Source organism: Nocardia sp. NPDC058519, from assembly GCF_042719755.1.
Taxonomy (GTDB): Bacteria; Actinomycetota; Actinomycetes; order Mycobacteriales; family Mycobacteriaceae; genus Nocardia.
This window is the reverse complement of record NZ_JBHXNK010000020.1, coordinates 12,379-27,912: the sequence shown is the minus strand read 5'-3', so window position 1 is coordinate 27,912 and position 15,534 is coordinate 12,379. Positions and strand designations below refer to the sequence as shown.

Sequence of the window (15,534 nt, the reverse complement as noted above, 5' to 3'; positions counted from 1 at the left end):
TGCACAAGGCGTTTCGAGTATCCGGCGGTGTTGCGCGGTGAGCTCTTTCCTGCGGTACACCGATGACACCGGTAAGCAGCATGAATTGGCCTTGGAGGCTGGGCAGCAGCGCGTCACCATCGGGCGCAATGTGCAGGCCGACCTCGTGCTCGCCTGGGACGCCGAGGTTTCGCGGCTGCACGCGGCCGTCGAACATCTCGGTGCGCACTGGACCATCATCGATGACGGACTTTCCCGTAACGGCACCTTCGTCAACGGTGAGCGGCTGGTCGGGCGGCGCAGGCTGAGTCCTGGCGACCGGATTCGGGTCGGGACCACGCTCGTGCATTTCTTCGATTTCGGTGGTGTGGTGGATGACGCGACGCATACCGCGTCCGGGTCCATCCCCACGATGCGCTCACTGACCGAGACCCAGCGCGCGGTGCTGGTCGCGCTGTGCCGTCCGTACAAACACGGCACCGGATTCGCGACGCCCGCGTCGAATCAGCAGATCGCCGAGGAATTGTTCCTCTCCATCGACGCGATCAAAACCCATCTGCGCGCCTTGTTCGCGAAGTTCGGGGTGGAAAATCTGCCGCAGAACCAGAAGCGCACCCGGCTGGCCGCACTGGCCATGCAGAGCGGCCTGATCTCCGACCACGATTTGTGATGGCGACGCTCGCGTAGGTCGGTGAGCGCCTGAACTATGTTCGCGGACGGGCGCCGGGCGGTTGACTTACTCGTATCACCGGAGCGCGGGATCGAAGCTCCGGACCACGAGTCAGGAGACATCGCATGTTCGCAGTTCGGATGGCCACCCTAGTGCTGGCCCTGCTCAGTACCGGACTCATCGCCGGGGTGTTCTACGCGTACGCGATCTCGGTGATGCCCGCGCTGGCTCGCACCGACGACCGCACGCTCATCGACGTCATGCAGAAGATCAACGTCGTGATCATCAACCCCTGGTTCATGTTCGGCTTCATGGGCACGGTCGGTTTCACCGCTCTCGCTGCCGCTGTGCACCTCGGCAAGGACCAGCGCTCGACACTGATCTGGATCGGAATCGCGTTGGCGCTCAACGTGATCGCCTTCGCCGTCACCGTGGGGCTGAACGTGCCGCTCAACGACGCGATCGCCGCGGCGGGTGATCCCGCCTCGATCGCCGACACCGCCGCTGTCCGTGCGGATTTCGAGGCGGCCTGGGTTCGCTGGAACATCGTCCGCGCGGTGGTGCACACCGCCGCGTTCCTGGTGCTGTGCGGTGCGCTGTTCGCCGCGGGCGTGCAGGAGGGCAAGTCGAGCGCCCCCGCGGCGGCAACGGCGTCGATGGTTTCCGGCCGGTAGCGCCACGCGATCACTAGAACGTGTTCCATGATAAGTGGAACACGTTCTAGTGAGGAGTCGTTCATGCGACGTAGTTCGCTTCTGGTGCTGGCCGCGGCCCTGTTCGCCTGCCTGCCCGCCACCGCGTCGGCCCAGCCCCTCCCGGTCGACTACAACTTCTTCGCGGGCATCCCGCCGGAGCTCACCAACCCGGGCGGCTCGCTACCCGGCGCGAACGATCCGGCCTGCGTCCCCTCGCCCGAACATCCCGACCCGGTGGTCCTGCTGCACGGCACCGGTGGCGGAGGGCAGACGAACTGGGGCGTGTACGCCCCGCTGCTGGCCAACGAGGGCTATTGCGTCTTCTCCCTCACCTACGGCGCCTACGCCCTTCCCTGGCCCGTCTCGGCGATCGGCGGCATGCGTCCGATCGAGCAGAGCGCGGCCGAGGTCTCCGCCTTCGTCGACGGCGTGCTGGCCCGCACCGGCGCCGAGCGCGTCGATCTGATCGCCCATTCGCAGGGCAATATCGTCGGCAACTACTACATCAAGCGGCTCGGCGGCGCGGACAAGGTCGGCAAGCTCGTCGGGATCGCGCCGCCCTGGCTCGGCACCAACGCGTTCGGGGCGGGCGATATCGCCTACTTCAGCCGGGCCCTCGGCGCGGGTCCCGCGTTCGACGCGGTCACGTCGTCGCTGTGTCAGGCCTGCGGGCAGATGCTCACCGGCTCGCCCTTCATGACCGCGCTCAACGCCGACGGCGTGTACGACCCGCGGGTCACCTACACCAATATCGTCTCCGCCATCGACGAGCTGGTCGTCCCGCACACATCAGGCCTGGTCCCCGGCCCGAACGCCACCTCGATCGTCGTGCAGGACGGTTGCGCGCAGGACTTCTCCGAACACCTGGCCATCGCGGGCAGCCGACGCGCGGCCGGTCACGTCCTCAATGCCCTCGACCCCGCCAGACAGGCCGCGGTGCCCTGTGAATTCGTCCCACCCTTCACCGGATAACCCACCACGCGGGATTTCGCTGTAGGCAAAACTGAACAGGAAACGAATGCCGCGACGTGCGCGTTGTGAGTGAATGACCATGTTGTCGCCGGTCTTCAATAGGGTGGACCGGCGGCGGCGGAATCCCCTGCCAACTAGAGTGGATGGCGGGGGCCGCAACCCCCGGGCTTCATGGCAGGCTGACGGCGAAAGTTGTCGGTCCGACGCCCTAGGTTGTATCGAGCATACTGCGGCGTCTGTTGCCAGAATGTCGGAGCAGGAGAGTGAGGGAGCGATGTTCGAGAGGTTCACCGACCGCGCGAGGCGTGTCGTTGTCCTGGCCCAAGAAGAGGCCCGGATGCTCAACCACAACTACATCGGCACCGAGCACATCCTGCTTGGGTTGATCCACGAGGGCGAGGGCGTGGCGGCGAAGTCGCTGGAGTCCCTTGGTATCTCGCTGGAGGGTGTGCGTAGCCAGGTCGAGGAGATCATCGGGCAGGGCCAGCAGGCGCCGTCCGGCCACATCCCCTTCACCCCGCGTGCCAAAAAGGTGCTGGAGCTGAGCCTGCGCGAGGCGCTGCAGCTCGGCCACAACTACATCGGTACCGAGCACATCCTGCTCGGCCTCATCCGCGAGGGCGAGGGCGTCGCGGCCCAGGTGCTGGTCAAGCTGGGTGCCGACCTCAACCGTGTCCGTCAGCAGGTCATCCAGCTGCTGTCCGGGTACCAGGGCAAGGAGCCCGTCGAGGGCGCCGGTCCGCGCGGCGAGGCGGGTACTCCGTCCACCTCGCTGGTGCTCGACCAGTTCGGCCGCAACCTCACTCAGGCCGCGCTCGAGGGCAAGCTCGACCCGGTCATCGGCCGCTCGAAGGAAATCGAGCGCGTCATGCAGGTGCTGAGCCGCCGCACCAAGAACAACCCGGTGCTGATCGGCGAACCCGGTGTCGGTAAGACCGCGGTCGTCGAGGGCCTGGCACAGGCCATCGTCAACGGCGAGGTCCCCGAGACCCTGAAGGACAAGCAGCTCTACACCCTCGACCTGGGCTCCCTGGTCGCGGGCAGCCGCTACCGCGGTGACTTCGAAGAGCGCCTCAAGAAGGTGCTCAAGGAGATCAACACCCGCGGCGACATCATCCTGTTCATCGACGAGCTGCACACGCTCGTCGGCGCGGGTGCTGCCGAAGGCGCCATCGACGCGGCCTCGATCCTGAAGCCGAAGCTGGCCCGTGGCGAGCTGCAGACCATCGGTGCCACCACCCTCGACGAGTACCGCAAGTACATCGAGAAGGACGCCGCTCTGGAACGCCGTTTCCAGCCGGTGCAGGTGGGCGAGCCGACCGTCGAGCACACCATCAACATCCTCAAGGGTCTGCGCGACCGCTACGAGGCGCACCACCGGGTCTCCATCACCGATGGCGCTCTCGTCGCCGCCGCCACCCTGGCCGACCGCTACATCAACGACCGGTTCCTGCCGGACAAGGCGATCGACCTGATCGACGAAGCGGGCGCGCGCATGCGCATCCGCCGGATGACCGCGCCGCCGGACCTGCGCGACTTCGACGACAAGATCGCCGATGCTCGCCGGGAGAAGGAAAGCGCTATCGACGCGCAGGACTTCGAGAAGGCCGCGCGTCTGCGCGACAAGGAGAAGCAGCTCGTCGCCAAGCGGGCCGAGCGCGAGAAGCAGTGGCGTTCCGGTGATCTGGACGTCGTGGCCGAGGTCGACGACGAGCAGATCGCGGAGGTGCTGGCCAACTGGACCGGCATCCCCGTCTTCAAGCTCACCGAGGAGGAGACCACCCGTCTGCTCCGCATGGAAGACGAGCTGCACAAGCGGATCATCGGCCAGGAGGATGCCGTCAAGGCCGTCTCCAAGGCGATCCGCCGCACTCGCGCCGGTCTGAAGGACCCCAAGCGTCCGTCGGGCTCGTTCATCTTCGCCGGCCCCTCGGGTGTCGGTAAGACCGAGCTCGCCAAGTCGCTGGCGAACTTCCTGTTCGGCGACGACGACGCGCTCATCCAGATCGACATGGGCGAGTTCCACGACCGCTTCACCGCTTCTCGTCTGTTCGGTGCCCCTCCCGGGTACGTGGGCTACGAGGAGGGCGGCCAGCTCACCGAGAAGGTGCGCCGCAAGCCGTTCTCGGTGGTGCTGTTCGACGAGATCGAGAAGGCGCACCAGGAGATCTACAACACCCTCCTGCAGGTGCTCGAGGACGGCCGTCTCACCGACGGTCAGGGTCGTACGGTCGACTTCAAGAACACCGTGCTGATCTTCACCTCGAACCTGGGCACCTCCGACATCTCCAAGGCCGTCGGCCTCGGCTTCACCCAGTCCAACGCCGAGGGCTCGAACTACGAGCGGATGAAGCTCAAGGTCAACGACGAGCTGAAGAAGCACTTCCGGCCCGAGTTCCTCAACCGCATCGACGACGTGATCGTCTTCCACCAGCTCACGAGCGAACAGATCGTGCAGATGGTGGACCTGATGATCGCCCGCGTCTCGAAGCAGCTGAAGAACAAGGACATGGCGATGGAGCTGACCGATCAGGCCAAGAGCCTGCTCGCCAAGCGCGGTTTCGACCCGGTCCTCGGCGCGCGTCCGCTGCGTCGCACGATCCAGCGCGAGATCGAAGACCAGCTGTCGGAGAAGATCCTCTTCGGCGAGATCGGCGCGGGCCAGACCATCATGGTCGACGTCGAAGGCTGGAACGGCGAGGGTCTCGGCGAGGACGCCAAGTTCACCTTCACCGGCAAGACGAAGCTGACCAAGTCCTCCGCGACCGACGACAAGCCAGAGGTAGTCCTCACCGGCGCAGCCGAGGGCACCGCGCCCGAAGCCGCCGCCTCCGGCGAGTAACCAGCTGAACCGAAAAGCCCGCCCTCGATATCAGGGGGCGGGCTTTTCGCGTAGCGGATCAGCCGAAGTGCTGAAGGAGCCCGGACCGATGACGTGCGGCGTGCTCGAACACCTCGACCAGCACGGCGTAGTACTGACCGAGATAGTCGAGGCCTACGTTGCCGTCACGAAGCCAGATCTGGGGATACACACCGGCTGCGTCCATTCCGTTCGGGTCGTAGTGCGCGGCGAGGATGCGGAACGGAGTCTTGCCCAGTAGTTCCGCGGTGTAGGACACGTCCTCCGCGGTCCACCCGATGTATTCGTCGATGGCCGACGGCGTCCCGGTGAAGAACAGGTCGATACCGGTTTCCGCCGCTTCCAGCAGGTACTTCAACCCCGCCCACGACTTGTCGAGGTACCCGCTCGGATCGGTCTCCGGCGGCACGTATTCGGCGAGAAACTCCTCCGCGCGATCAGCGTCCCGCATCGTCACCTCCAGATCCGCTGCGCTCACCCTCATGAACGACATGATCACCCCCACAACAACTTCCTTCCCTCGGTGTCGCCCGAAGCTATCAGCGGGTACCGACCTCGACCGCCGCTGACCGGTACCGTGAGGTGCATCGCCGGTTCCTTCACGAGGGGTGCACAGTGACGCGGGACGATGGTGCGCACAGCCTCGATGAGGTGCTGGCCGGTGTGGGGTGGCGGTTCGCGGGGCGCGACGAGTTCACGCTGACGGCGGGTCAGTGGGAGTTCATGACCGGGCCGAGTGCGCTCGTGGTGCTGGACGGGTTGGTCCGCGTCGAAGGGCTCAGTACGACAGAGGATCTGGCGAGCGGCGACTTCCTGTTCGTTCCCGGTACGGCCCGATTCGCGATCAACGCGCTGTCGGCGGGCCGGGTGCTCCGGGTGCGCCTCGACCCGGTCGGGACCGGCAGTGCCATGACCGCGCTGCCGCAACGAGTACTGCTCACCGGTTTCGTCGACCACACACCGTTGGCCGCGACCATGTTTCGCCACCTGGTGGAGCAGTGCCCCGACCCGTTCGGCGTCCAGGGCGACCGGGTGGCCACGTTGATCACCTCGATGGCGATCGAGTCCTGGCACGCCCGCGGATGCGCGCCCCAACGGTGGCTGCTGAAAGTGAATGAGCCAGGGGTGGCGCAGGCGGTGGCCGCGATGCATGCCGACCCGGGGCAGGAGTGGACAGTCGAGGGGCTGGCGAAGATCGCGCTGGCCTCGCGGTCCGGGTTCGCCGCCCGGTTCCAGGCGGCCACCGGCCTCACGCCGGGCCGGTACCTGACGAAACTGCGGATCGAGCGGGCGCAGCTGTTGCTGGTCGACCACGAGGTGCCGGTCGGCACGGTGGCCCGCCGCCTCGGCTATCGCTCGGAGACGGCATTCGGGCGGGCGTTCCGGCGCCACACGGGCCGCACGCCGTCGGATTGGCGGCGGGCGACCCGGGAGCCTGCGGGTGTCAGTGCCCCGCTCGGGTGAGTGAGCGCCGGATCAGCACACCGCCGAGCACCGCGGCGAGGGCACCGAGACCGTAGGTGGCGGCAAGGCCGATGCTGTCCACCCCACGGCCGCCGATCGCCGAGCCCAGGATGATCGCCAGCTGGAAACCGCCGACGATCAACCCGCTGCCCGCTTCCATCCGATCGGGCAGCACCCGCGACACCCACACCTGCACCAGGTTGAGGATGCCGCCGAACGCGGCGCCCCAGATGACCACGGCGAGGTAGGCGAGCGGGGCGAATGCCGTGGAGGCGATGATCGCGAGCAGTGAGAGGCCGATGGCCGTCGGCACCGCCGGCAGCAGGGTGCCGAGGTGGCGATCGGCGAGTGCGCCGAGGACGAAGTTGCCGAGCAGGCCGCCGACGCCGAACAGGGCGAGCAGGACCGGGATCACCGCCGGGCCCGCGCCAAGCAGTTCGGCCAGGGCGGGGCGGATGTAGGTGTATCCGGCGAAGTGCCCGCCGACGACGGCGACCATGCTGATCAGGCCCAGAGTCATGCCCGGAGCCCGCAGGGCGCTACCGAGGGCGGCGAACCCGATGCCCTTGCTCGGCGCGATCGGCGGCAACATCAGCCGCACGGCGACGGCGGTGGCGGCGGTCAGCGCGGCCGCGACCAGAAAGGTCGTCCGCCAGCCGGCATAGGTGCTCAGCAGCACGCCGAGCGGCACGCCGGCCACCGTCGCGACGGTGGTCCCCGCGTTCACGATCATCATCGCTTTGCCGAGGCGGTCGGCGGGGACGAGCTCGGCGGCGATCACCAGCGCCATCGACCAGTAGCCACCGACAGCCAGTCCGAGGAGCAGTCGCGCGATCAGCAACAGGACGATATTCGGTGCCAGCGCCACCACCACGTTCGACACCGCCGCGCCGACGGTCAGCCAGATCAGCAGGGTGCGCCGATCCATGCGGGGAAACAGCGCGCCCAACCCGAGTGCGGCCAGCAGTGCGGTCAGGGCCGTCGCGCTCACCGAGAGCCCGACTACTCCCTCCGGCACGTTCAGATCGGTTGCCAGCGCGGTGAGTACACCGGGTGGCAGGAATTCGGCGGTCACCAGCGTGAAGCTGCCGAGGAACATGGTCAGCAGGGCGGGCCGTACCCGGCGATCGGTGGTGGGCACCGCCGCGTCGGCCGTCGAAGTCGTAGTCATGCCAGATGCAACATCGTCCGGCGGCGCCGCACTCGCCCGAAACGCCACCGCATCCGACTCAAACGCCGCGGTATCGAGCGGCGGTCTGGTCTATTCGAATCGGCTCAGCACGGGCGAGTTCTGCTCGGTGGCGAAGGCCAGGAACGTCAGCAGCCCGTCGTAGTCCCGCCGCATGGTTCGCCGGTGCGGTCGATGGCGTCGATCAGTTCGAACGCGGCCTCGGCATCGGCGGTGATGCGGGCGGCGTCGGCGTCGGAGATGCGGTGGAATGCGAGCACTGGTCCCATGGTGGGAAAGGTAGAAATCCAGGCTTGGCGATACCTTGGCGACTTCTTTTTGCCGGTCGGACAGTCCTATTTCGCGGCGTACGGTGGGAATTGCTCGTCCAACCGACACGGGGGTGTTCGCACACATGACTGATTCCAACCGCACACTGATCGCCGTTCTGCTCGACCGCTCGGGCTCGATGCAGACGATCAAGGCCGACACCGAAGGTGGGCTGGCCGCCTATTTCGAACAGCAGCGCGCCGTGCCGAAACAGATCGAGGTCACGCTCGCCCAGTTCGACACCACCTACACCGTGGTCTACTCGAATGTGCCGCTGGCCGAGGTACCGCCGCCGAGCTTGCACCCGCGCGGTGGGACCGCGCTCTACGACGCGCTCGGCGAGCTCGTCACCAGCGTGGGCACCGAACTGGCCGCCCGCCCCGAACACGAACGCCCCGGCACCGTGATCGTCGTCGTCCTCACCGACGGCCACGAGAACTCCAGCCGCGAATGGACCCACGCCGCCGTGAAGTCCCTCATCACCCAGCAGCAAGACGTCTACAACTGGACCTTCGTCTTCCTCGGCGCCAACATGGACGCCGTCGAAGTAGGCTCCAACCTCGGCTTCGACCCCGGCTCGGCCATCACCTACGCCCCGGTCGCAGGCGGCGTCCGAGGAGCCTTCGACGCCCTCTCCGCCTACTCCGCCCGAGCCCAAGCCGCCCCCGCGGGCGTCGCCCGCCGCGCCCGCTTCTCCGCCTCCGAACGCAAACAAGCAGACCAGGGCAGCTAGGCGTCTATTGCCAACCCGGGCGGACCAGGCCTGATTCGTAGGCGAGGACTACGAGTTGGGTGCGGTCTCGGGCGGCTAGTTTGGTGAGGATTCGGCTCACGTGGGTGCGGGCGGTGGCGGGGGACATGTAGAGGCGGGCGCCGATTTCGGCGTTGGTGAGGCCCTCGGCCACCAGGGTCATCACCTCGCGTTCGCGGTCGGTGAGTTCGGCGAAGGCGGCGGGGGGTGGTTGTTTGGCGTGGGTGGAGAACTCGGCGAGCAGGCGGCGGGTGACGCCGGGGGAGAGGAGGGCGTCGCCCGCGGCTACGACGCGGACGGCGCGCAGCAGGTCGGCGGGTTCGGTGTGTTTGACCAGGAAGCCCGCGGCGCCGACGCGGATCGCTTCGAAGACGTATTCGTCGAGTTCGAAGGTGGTGAGGACGACTACGCGGACCGGCGCGAGCTTGGGGTCGTCGGCGATCATGCGGGTGGCGGCGAGGCCGTCGAGGATCGGCATGCGGATGTCCATCAGCACCACATCCGGGACCAGGGCGCGGGTCATCCGGACCGCCTGCTCACCGTTTTCGGCCTCGCCGATGACCTCGATGTCGTCCTGGGCCTCCAGCAGGGCGACGAAACCGCCACGCACCAGCGCTTGATCGTCGGCGACGAGTAGCCGGATCTTCGCAGGCCGAGGCAGTTCGCCAGGATCACTCACGCGCTTGCCTCCTTGCCGCGCGCATCCGATGTGGCCGAAGCCGCTGGCCGAGCGGGCAATCGGGCCGCCACCCTGAACCCGCCGGACGGGCGTGGCCCCGCGGTGAGCGCCCCGCCGAGCGCATGCGCCCGCTCCCGCATCCCGATGATCCCGTTGCCGCCGATCCCGGTTCGCACAGCGGTCTCGGTCGGCCGGGTGTTGTCGACGGTGATGTCCACCGATTCCGGGGTGTACCGCAGCGTGATCAGCGCGGTCGCGCCGGGCGCGTGCCGCACCACGTTGGTCAGCGATTCCTGCACGATCCTGGCCGCCGCCACATCGATCACGCTCGGCAGCTTCTTGGGCGTGCCGATGATCTTGGTGTCGACGTCGAGCCCGGTCGCCCTGGTGCGCTCGAGCAGGGTGTCGAGGTCGTCGAGGGTCGGTGCGGGAGCACGCGGGGCGGGGCGTGGCGCAACGGGTACGTCATCGGGTACGCCGACATGTTCGGGGTACTCCGGCACCACCGCGGTCCCGCTGCGAATCGCGTGCAGCAGCGTATGCACCTCGGTGAGAGCCTCTTTCGAGGTCGTCTTGATGGTCGCCAGCGCCGCGGCCGCCTGCTGCGGCTTGCGATCGAACAGCTCCAGCGCCACCGACGACTGCACATTGATCAGCGAAAGACTGTGTGCGAGAACATCGTGCAGCTCCCTGGCGATGGCCAACCGCTCCTCGGAGGCCGCCCTGGCCTGCTGAGCCTGTTCGTCGCGCTGGGCCGCCTCGGCCCGCTGCTTGCGCGCGAGCACCACCGCGCGCCGCTGCCGCACCCCCTCCGCGATCGCGACCAGCACGCCCATCCAGGCCAGCAGCCCGAATATCTGCCACGCGTCGGAGTGCCGCCCGAGCAGGGCGGGCAGCGGCCACACCATCGTCAGGTAGCCGATCGCGACCACCGGGTAGGTGTGCCAGCGTGATCCGGTGACGGCTGCCGTCAGGAAGGCGATCACCAGCGAAAGGAAGATCGGCCCGTAGCCGTAGTCGCGCAGCACATACGTCACCGCGGCGACCAGCGCCACCAGCAGCACCGGTTCGGGCAGCACCCGCCGGAAACCGAGCGCGATCGGTCCCGCGAGTAGCAGCAGATACGCGAAAGCGTCCAGCGACCGCACACCGGTTTGATGCGAATTCGCACCGGAACTACCGGCCAGCTGGATCACCGCGACCACCACTGCCAGGCCCCAGTCCTGAACGACTGAGCCACGCTCCCACTTCGCAGACGTTCCCACGGGTCCAACCCTATTGCGTACCCGTGCCGCCCGCGTCGGCCTGCGCACGTATTTCCCGCGGGCAGCCGTGTAGTCCGCGCGGCGTAGCGCCGTGCACGCCGCGCGACGGATGCCGAGGCGGCCCATGAGCGCGGATTCTGATTGCCATGAACGAATCGATCGTGGTCACCACCGAGTTGACCAAACGCTATGGCGAGCACGTCGCGGTGGACGCGGTGAGCATGCGGGTCGCGGCCGGGGAGATCTACGGATTCCTCGGCCCCAACGGAGCGGGCAAAACCACCACGTTGCGCATGCTGGCCGGTCTCATCCGGCCCAGTGCGGGCACCGCGACCGTCCAGGGCCGCACTCCGGGCGACCCGGAGGTACTGCGCCGTATCGGCGTGCTCATCGAGGGCCCCGGCTTCTACCCCTACCTCTCCGGCCGTGACAACCTGCGGGTACTCGCCCGCTATCGCGGCCACGAGAACGACGAGGTCGAAACGGCGCTGGAACGTGTCGGCCTGGCCGACCGGGCAGGCGACCGCTTCCGCACCTATTCGCTCGGCATGAAACAGCGCCTCGGCGTGGGCGCGGCCATGCTCGGCGACCCCGACCTGCTGATCCTCGACGAACCGACCAACGGCCTCGACCCAGCGGGCTTGGCCGAAATGCGCACGCTCATCACCGATCTCGCGGCTGACGGACACACCGTGCTGCTGTCGAGCCATCAGCTCACCGAGGTGCAGGAGATCTGCCACCGCGTCGGCGTGATCTCCGGTGGTCGACTGCTCGCGGAATCGACGGTGGCCGAATTGCGCGGCACCGCCACACTGCTGGTTCGCGCCGAGCCCGTGCACGTGGCTCTCGACGCGGTGCGCGCCGTCACCGATGCGCCCGCACGAGCAGGCGCGGACGGAATCAGGGTCGAAACGAGCGCCGCGATGGCACCGGATGTCGCGCGAGCTGTCGTATCGGCGGGCGCGGACCTGCTCGAACTGCGGGTGGACGAGAAATCCCTGGAAGAAGTGTTCTTCGAGATGACGGCTGTGGAGGTAGCGAAATGAACGCCATGACAAGGGATCTCACCGCGAGCGTCCGAGCGGAAGCGGTACGCCTGGGCCGCTGGCCCGCCTTCTGGATCGTCCTCGGCACCTGGATCCTGCTCAATCTGACCTTCGCCTACCTCTTCAACTACCTCGCCTACACCTCCGGCGAAAACGGTGCGATGTCGGACGGGCTACCCCGCGACGTCCTCCTCGGACAACTCATGCCCGCCGCCGTCCCCGAGGTGTTCACGCAGGGCATGTCGATGTTCGGCGGCGCGCTGGTGCTGATTCTCGGTGCCCTCGCTGTCGGCAGCGGATATGGCTGGGGCACTTGGAAAACCGTGTTCACCCAGGGGCCGAGCCGCCCCGCGGCGGTGGCGGGACTCCTGTTGACCCTGCTGGGGGTGGTCATCGCCCTCGTCCTGGTCGCCTTCGCCGTCGACATCGGGATCGCGACCGTGATCGCGGCCGGTGAATCCCAGCCGATCACCATGCCGTCGCTCGAAGATTCGCTCGTCGGAATCATCACCGGTACAGCCATTCTCGGTATGTGGACCCTCGCCGGTGCCCTCATCGGTGCCATCGCCCGTGGCCCCGCCCTGGCCGTCGGCCTCGGGCTGGTCTGGGTCCTGGTCGTGGAGAATCTGCTCCGCGGCGTGGCGGGCATCTTCGGCCCGATCGAAGCGGTCACCAACTTGCTCCCCGGCACCGCCGCGGGCTCGCTGGCCGGAGCGATGCGCACCGTGGAGGGCCCGGCCAACCCGGGCGTTCTCGACATCCTCACCCGCGGTGAATCTTTCGCTCTCCTAGCTGTCTACGTGACGGCCTTCGCGGGCGGCACGATCTGGCTCATGACCCGCCGCGACCTAACCTGACCCGCACCTGTGAGAACTAAGACGCACCCAGGATTCGGTGGGCAAGCGTAGACAGGCCCTCGGTGATCTGCTCGGGTGACAACCCCCGCTCGCGTTGCTGGAGGTAGACCTCTGCGGCGAGTGGCGCGAGGACGATATCGACCAGCGAATCCGGTTGTGGCACAGCGGCTTCGATCAGCAACGAGCGCACGTGCATCGACCAGAACCCATAGGCGCCGGTGGCGAAACGGGCGCCGCCGGTTTCCGCGCCGAGGACCAGATGCGCGTGGGCGGTGAGCAATTCGACCATCGCCGCATAGAAGGCGGCAAGTCGATCGGCCGGGGGAGCTCCGGGGCCCAGCGGGGGCGCGCCGCGGAGCAGCTGTTCCTGGAGGGCGCGTTCGTGCTCGTCGAGGAGGGCGACGGCGATCGCGGTGCGGTCGGGGTAGCGGCGGTAGAGGGTGCCGCGGCCGACTCCCGCGGCCTTGGCGATGTCGTCCATGGTGACCGTGCGTGGGTCACGGGTGGCGAAGAGTTCGGCGGCGGCAGCCAGTACTTTCGCGCGATTGCGGGCCGCGTCGGTGCGCTCGGTGGTCGGTGGCGCATCCCGTGCTGTGCCGGTGAGCAGGTCGGATCGGGGCTCCATGAGTCGACTGTAGCCCAGAAAAGAATATGTGGACATGCTGTCCATATATGTCCTATCGTCGAGGTATCAACAAGTGGACAGCATGTCCAGTTAGGAACCTGTCATGACACACCTGCTGCACCTCGACGCCAGCGCTCGTAGGAACTCCCTCAGTCGCGAGCTGGGTGCCGAATTCGTCCGGGCCTGGCGCGATGCGGAACCCGGCGGCACTTACACCTACCGAGACCTCGCCGCCGAGCCGGCGCCGTTCATCGACGAGGGCTGGACCGAACTGTGTGACGCTGTCCTCGCCGCCGGGGTCACCGACCTCGACCGGCTCGCGGAACTCGCCGTCACGCCCGCCGCCGAGGCCGCATGGCGGGTGGTGGAACCGCTGCTGGCGCAGGTCCTGGCCGCTGACGTGATCCTGATCGGCACCCCGATGTACAACTACTCCATCCCCGCCTCCCTCAAAGCGTGGCTCGACCAGATCACCTTCCCCCGAATGTCGCTGGGGGAGCGCAGGTTCGTCGTGGTCACGGCCCGGGGCGGTGCGTACTCACCCGGTGCGCCGAAAGCCGCGTTCGACTACCAGGAACGTTTCCTGCGTGACTTCTTCGCGGGTCACTTCGCCGTCACCGACACGGTTTTCGTCAACGCGGAACTTGCCAATGCCGTTCAGGACCCGAACCTCGCCCACCTGCGTGACGCACACGAGGCTTCGCTCGCCGCCGCGCAGGCCGAAGTGGGCTCTCTTGCCAAGGAATACGTGCGATGAGCTGGCTGGTACTCGGTCTGGCCGGGCTCGTCGAAATCGCCTGGTCGCAGACCATCAAACCGACCGAGAACTTCACCAAACCCGGCCCGACCCTGCTCTGTATCGCGCTCGGCTCGCTGGCCGTGTATCTGCTCTCGCGCGCCATGCAGACTCTCCCGGTGGGCACCGCCTACGCGGTATTCACCGGAATCGGGGCGCTCGGCGCGATCGGTCTCGGCGTGCTCGTGCACAAGGATCCGCTCAGCGCGGGCCGAGCGCTGGCGCTGTCGATGATCCTCGGCGGCATCGTGCTCGCGCGCGTGACGAATCCCGAGTAACCCTGTCGCGCACCCGATGCGAGGATCGGCCGGTCATGACCGGTAAGGTCGGCTGATGGACCAGCCAGTTCGCCCCCCGGACCTGTCCACGCGGCCACACGAGCTCACGGTCGAGCGCGTGATGAAAGCCTCGCCCAGCCTGCTCTACGCGGCCTGGACCCAAGGCATGGACCTGTGGCTGGCCGTCCCCGGATCGGTGCTGATGCGCCCCGCCGTCAACGAGCCCCTCTACTTCGACACCGGCTCGCCCGAAAAACGCAACCCCCATTACGGCCGCATCCTGCTGCTCGAGCCGAACCGGCGCATCGAATTCACCTGGGTCACCGCCGCCACCGACGGCGTCGAAACCGTGGTCGCCGCCGAATTCCTCAAGCAGCCACGCGGCATCCGCCTGCGCCTACGCCACTCGGGGTTCCCCACCGCGGCGATCCGGGATCTGCACAAGCAGGTCTGGCCGGACAAACTCGAGCGTCTCGACGAAATCACCAGCGCCACTGTGTGAGCACCCGAGTAGGTTCGTCATCGAATGCAAGACAACTCGAACCGAAAGGATCGCGATGCCGACTCGTAGCGCACGCACACTCTGGTCAGGCGGACTGCAGGACGGGTCCGGGCAGGTCGAACTGGTCAGCTCGGGTGTGGGCAAGTTCGATGTGAGCTTCCCGCGCCGGGCGGCCGACACGGCCGAGGGCACCAGCCCGGAGGAACTGATCGCGGCGGCGCATTCGTCGTGCTATTCGATGGCGCTCTCGGCGGAGATCGCCAACGCCGGTGGGACACCGGAGGGCCTTGACGTCAACGCCGATGTGACGCTGGCGCCCGACCCGGCCGGTGGTTTCCAGATCAGCAAGATCAAGCTCACCGTGCGCGGCAGCGCGTCGGGCCTGGATGCCGACGGGTTCGCCGCGGCCGCCCTCGCGGCGAAGAACGGTTGCCCGGTCAGCAAGGCTCTCGCCGGTGTGGCCGAGATCGAACTGGACGCGGCACTGGCCTGATCTCGCAACCGGGCGTTCGGCCACAATAAACAAATTTAACCGCCGCCGGGGGGGCACAAAGGGGGGCGGGAGGGGGTGAAACCGGGGGGGGGGCCGGGGGGTGA

Annotated in this window: 18 protein-coding genes; 12 read left to right on the top strand and 6 right to left on the bottom strand. The window is 67.5% G+C overall.

The window, feature by feature from the left end; translation table 11 throughout:
- Window positions 1-37 precede the first annotated feature (37 nt).
- The 4 genes from ACFWPK_RS21700 to ACFWPK_RS21685 all read left to right on the top strand — a co-directional run bounded on the left by ACFWPK_RS21700 (window position 38) and on the right by ACFWPK_RS21685 (window position 5,158).
- The gene (locus ACFWPK_RS21700; protein WP_101464728.1) at window positions 38-649 is read left to right on the top strand and encodes an FHA domain-containing protein; all 612 of its coding nucleotides are present in this window, start codon (window positions 38-40) and stop codon (window positions 647-649) included.
- A gap of 125 nt (window positions 650-774) precedes the next feature.
- Window positions 775-1,323 carry a DUF1772 domain-containing protein gene (locus ACFWPK_RS21695; RefSeq protein WP_378918463.1) on the top strand — a complete coding sequence of 183 codons (549 nt, stop codon included), beginning with the start codon at window positions 775-777 and terminating at the stop codon, window positions 1,321-1,323.
- 63 nt (window positions 1,324-1,386) lie between these two features.
- Window positions 1,387-2,316: an esterase/lipase family protein gene (locus tag ACFWPK_RS21690; protein ID WP_378918461.1), complete on the top strand. Its 930-nt coding sequence runs from the start codon at window positions 1,387-1,389 to the stop codon at window positions 2,314-2,316.
- A 274-nt stretch (window positions 2,317-2,590) separates the two neighbouring features.
- On the top strand, window positions 2,591-5,158 hold the full coding sequence (locus ACFWPK_RS21685; protein ID WP_378918459.1) for an ATP-dependent Clp protease ATP-binding subunit: 2,568 nt from the start codon (window positions 2,591-2,593) through the stop codon (window positions 5,156-5,158).
- A 58-nt stretch (window positions 5,159-5,216) separates the two neighbouring features.
- Here the strand turns inward: ACFWPK_RS21685 and ACFWPK_RS21680 are convergent, their stop codons facing one another.
- Window positions 5,217-5,669 (bottom strand): DUF1877 family protein, encoded by a 453-nt coding sequence (locus tag ACFWPK_RS21680; RefSeq protein ID WP_378918457.1) that lies wholly within the window; start codon window positions 5,667-5,669, stop codon window positions 5,217-5,219.
- Window positions 5,670-5,791: 122 nt separating this feature from the next.
- On the opposite strand from ACFWPK_RS21680, the gene ACFWPK_RS21675 reads away from it, so the two are divergent.
- Window positions 5,792-6,640, top strand: coding sequence for a helix-turn-helix domain-containing protein (locus ACFWPK_RS21675; RefSeq protein ID WP_378918455.1), 849 nt, complete (start codon window positions 5,792-5,794; stop codon window positions 6,638-6,640).
- Here the strand turns inward: ACFWPK_RS21675 and ACFWPK_RS21670 are convergent.
- Together ACFWPK_RS21670 and ACFWPK_RS21665 are read right to left on the bottom strand one after the other, a co-directional pair.
- Entirely contained in the window at window positions 6,621-7,811 is a 1,191-nt protein-coding gene (locus ACFWPK_RS21670; RefSeq protein WP_378918453.1) for an MFS transporter, read from the bottom strand. The two genes, ACFWPK_RS21675 and ACFWPK_RS21670, sit on opposite strands and share 20 nt — an antisense overlap.
- A 146-nt stretch (window positions 7,812-7,957) precedes the next feature.
- Window positions 7,958-8,098: a hypothetical protein gene (locus tag ACFWPK_RS21665; RefSeq protein WP_378918451.1), complete on the bottom strand. Its 141-nt coding sequence runs from the start codon at window positions 8,096-8,098 to the stop codon at window positions 7,958-7,960.
- Window positions 8,099-8,223: 125 nt separating this feature from the next.
- Between ACFWPK_RS21665 and ACFWPK_RS21660 the strand changes: the two genes are divergently transcribed.
- Entirely contained in the window at window positions 8,224-8,871 is a 648-nt protein-coding gene (locus ACFWPK_RS21660) for a VWA domain-containing protein (protein ID WP_378918449.1), read from the top strand.
- Window positions 8,872-8,875: 4 nt separating this feature from the next.
- On the opposite strand, the gene ACFWPK_RS21655 is transcribed toward ACFWPK_RS21660, so the two are convergent.
- On the bottom strand, window positions 8,876-9,568 hold the full coding sequence (locus tag ACFWPK_RS21655; RefSeq protein WP_378918447.1) for a response regulator: 693 nt from the start codon (window positions 9,566-9,568) through the stop codon (window positions 8,876-8,878).
- Window positions 9,565-10,833, bottom strand: coding sequence for a sensor histidine kinase (locus ACFWPK_RS21650; RefSeq protein ID WP_378918445.1), 1,269 nt, complete (start codon window positions 10,831-10,833; stop codon window positions 9,565-9,567). The genes ACFWPK_RS21655 and ACFWPK_RS21650 overlap by 4 nt, the downstream gene beginning before the upstream one ends.
- Window positions 10,834-10,979: 146 nt before the next feature.
- On the opposite strand from ACFWPK_RS21650, the gene ACFWPK_RS21645 reads away from it, so the two are divergent.
- Both ACFWPK_RS21645 and ACFWPK_RS21640 read left to right on the top strand, forming a co-directional pair.
- Window positions 10,980-11,879 carry an ABC transporter ATP-binding protein gene (locus tag ACFWPK_RS21645; RefSeq protein WP_378918443.1) on the top strand — a complete coding sequence of 300 codons (900 nt, stop codon included), beginning with the start codon at window positions 10,980-10,982 and terminating at the stop codon, window positions 11,877-11,879.
- Window positions 11,876-12,736, top strand: a complete 861-nt coding sequence (locus ACFWPK_RS21640; RefSeq protein ID WP_378918441.1) for an ABC transporter permease — start codon at window positions 11,876-11,878, stop codon at window positions 12,734-12,736. Before ACFWPK_RS21645 ends, ACFWPK_RS21640 begins: the two co-directional genes overlap by 4 nt.
- Before the next feature lie 16 nt (window positions 12,737-12,752).
- On the opposite strand, the gene ACFWPK_RS21635 is transcribed toward ACFWPK_RS21640, so the two are convergent.
- Window positions 12,753-13,361, bottom strand: a complete 609-nt coding sequence (locus ACFWPK_RS21635) for a TetR/AcrR family transcriptional regulator (protein WP_378918439.1) — start codon at window positions 13,359-13,361, stop codon at window positions 12,753-12,755.
- Window positions 13,362-13,464: 103 nt separating this feature from the next.
- Here ACFWPK_RS21635 and ACFWPK_RS21630 point away from each other — a divergent pair, with 103 nt between their 5' ends.
- Genes ACFWPK_RS21630 through ACFWPK_RS21615 form a run of 4 tightly spaced genes read left to right on the top strand, consistent with a single transcriptional unit; the run spans window position 13,465 to window position 15,430 of the window.
- Entirely contained in the window at window positions 13,465-14,118 is a 654-nt protein-coding gene (locus ACFWPK_RS21630) for an FMN-dependent NADH-azoreductase (protein WP_378918437.1), read from the top strand.
- On the top strand, window positions 14,115-14,435 hold the full coding sequence (locus tag ACFWPK_RS21625) for a DMT family transporter (RefSeq protein WP_378918435.1): 321 nt from the start codon (window positions 14,115-14,117) through the stop codon (window positions 14,433-14,435). The genes ACFWPK_RS21630 and ACFWPK_RS21625 overlap by 4 nt, the downstream gene beginning before the upstream one ends.
- Window positions 14,436-14,490: 55 nt before the next feature.
- Window positions 14,491-14,937 carry an SRPBCC domain-containing protein gene (locus ACFWPK_RS21620; protein WP_056818993.1) on the top strand — a complete coding sequence of 149 codons (447 nt, stop codon included), beginning with the start codon at window positions 14,491-14,493 and terminating at the stop codon, window positions 14,935-14,937.
- Between the two features lie 55 nt (window positions 14,938-14,992).
- On the top strand, window positions 14,993-15,430 hold the full coding sequence (locus ACFWPK_RS21615) for an OsmC family peroxiredoxin (RefSeq protein ID WP_378918433.1): 438 nt from the start codon (window positions 14,993-14,995) through the stop codon (window positions 15,428-15,430).
- Window positions 15,431-15,534: the final 104 nt, after the last annotated feature.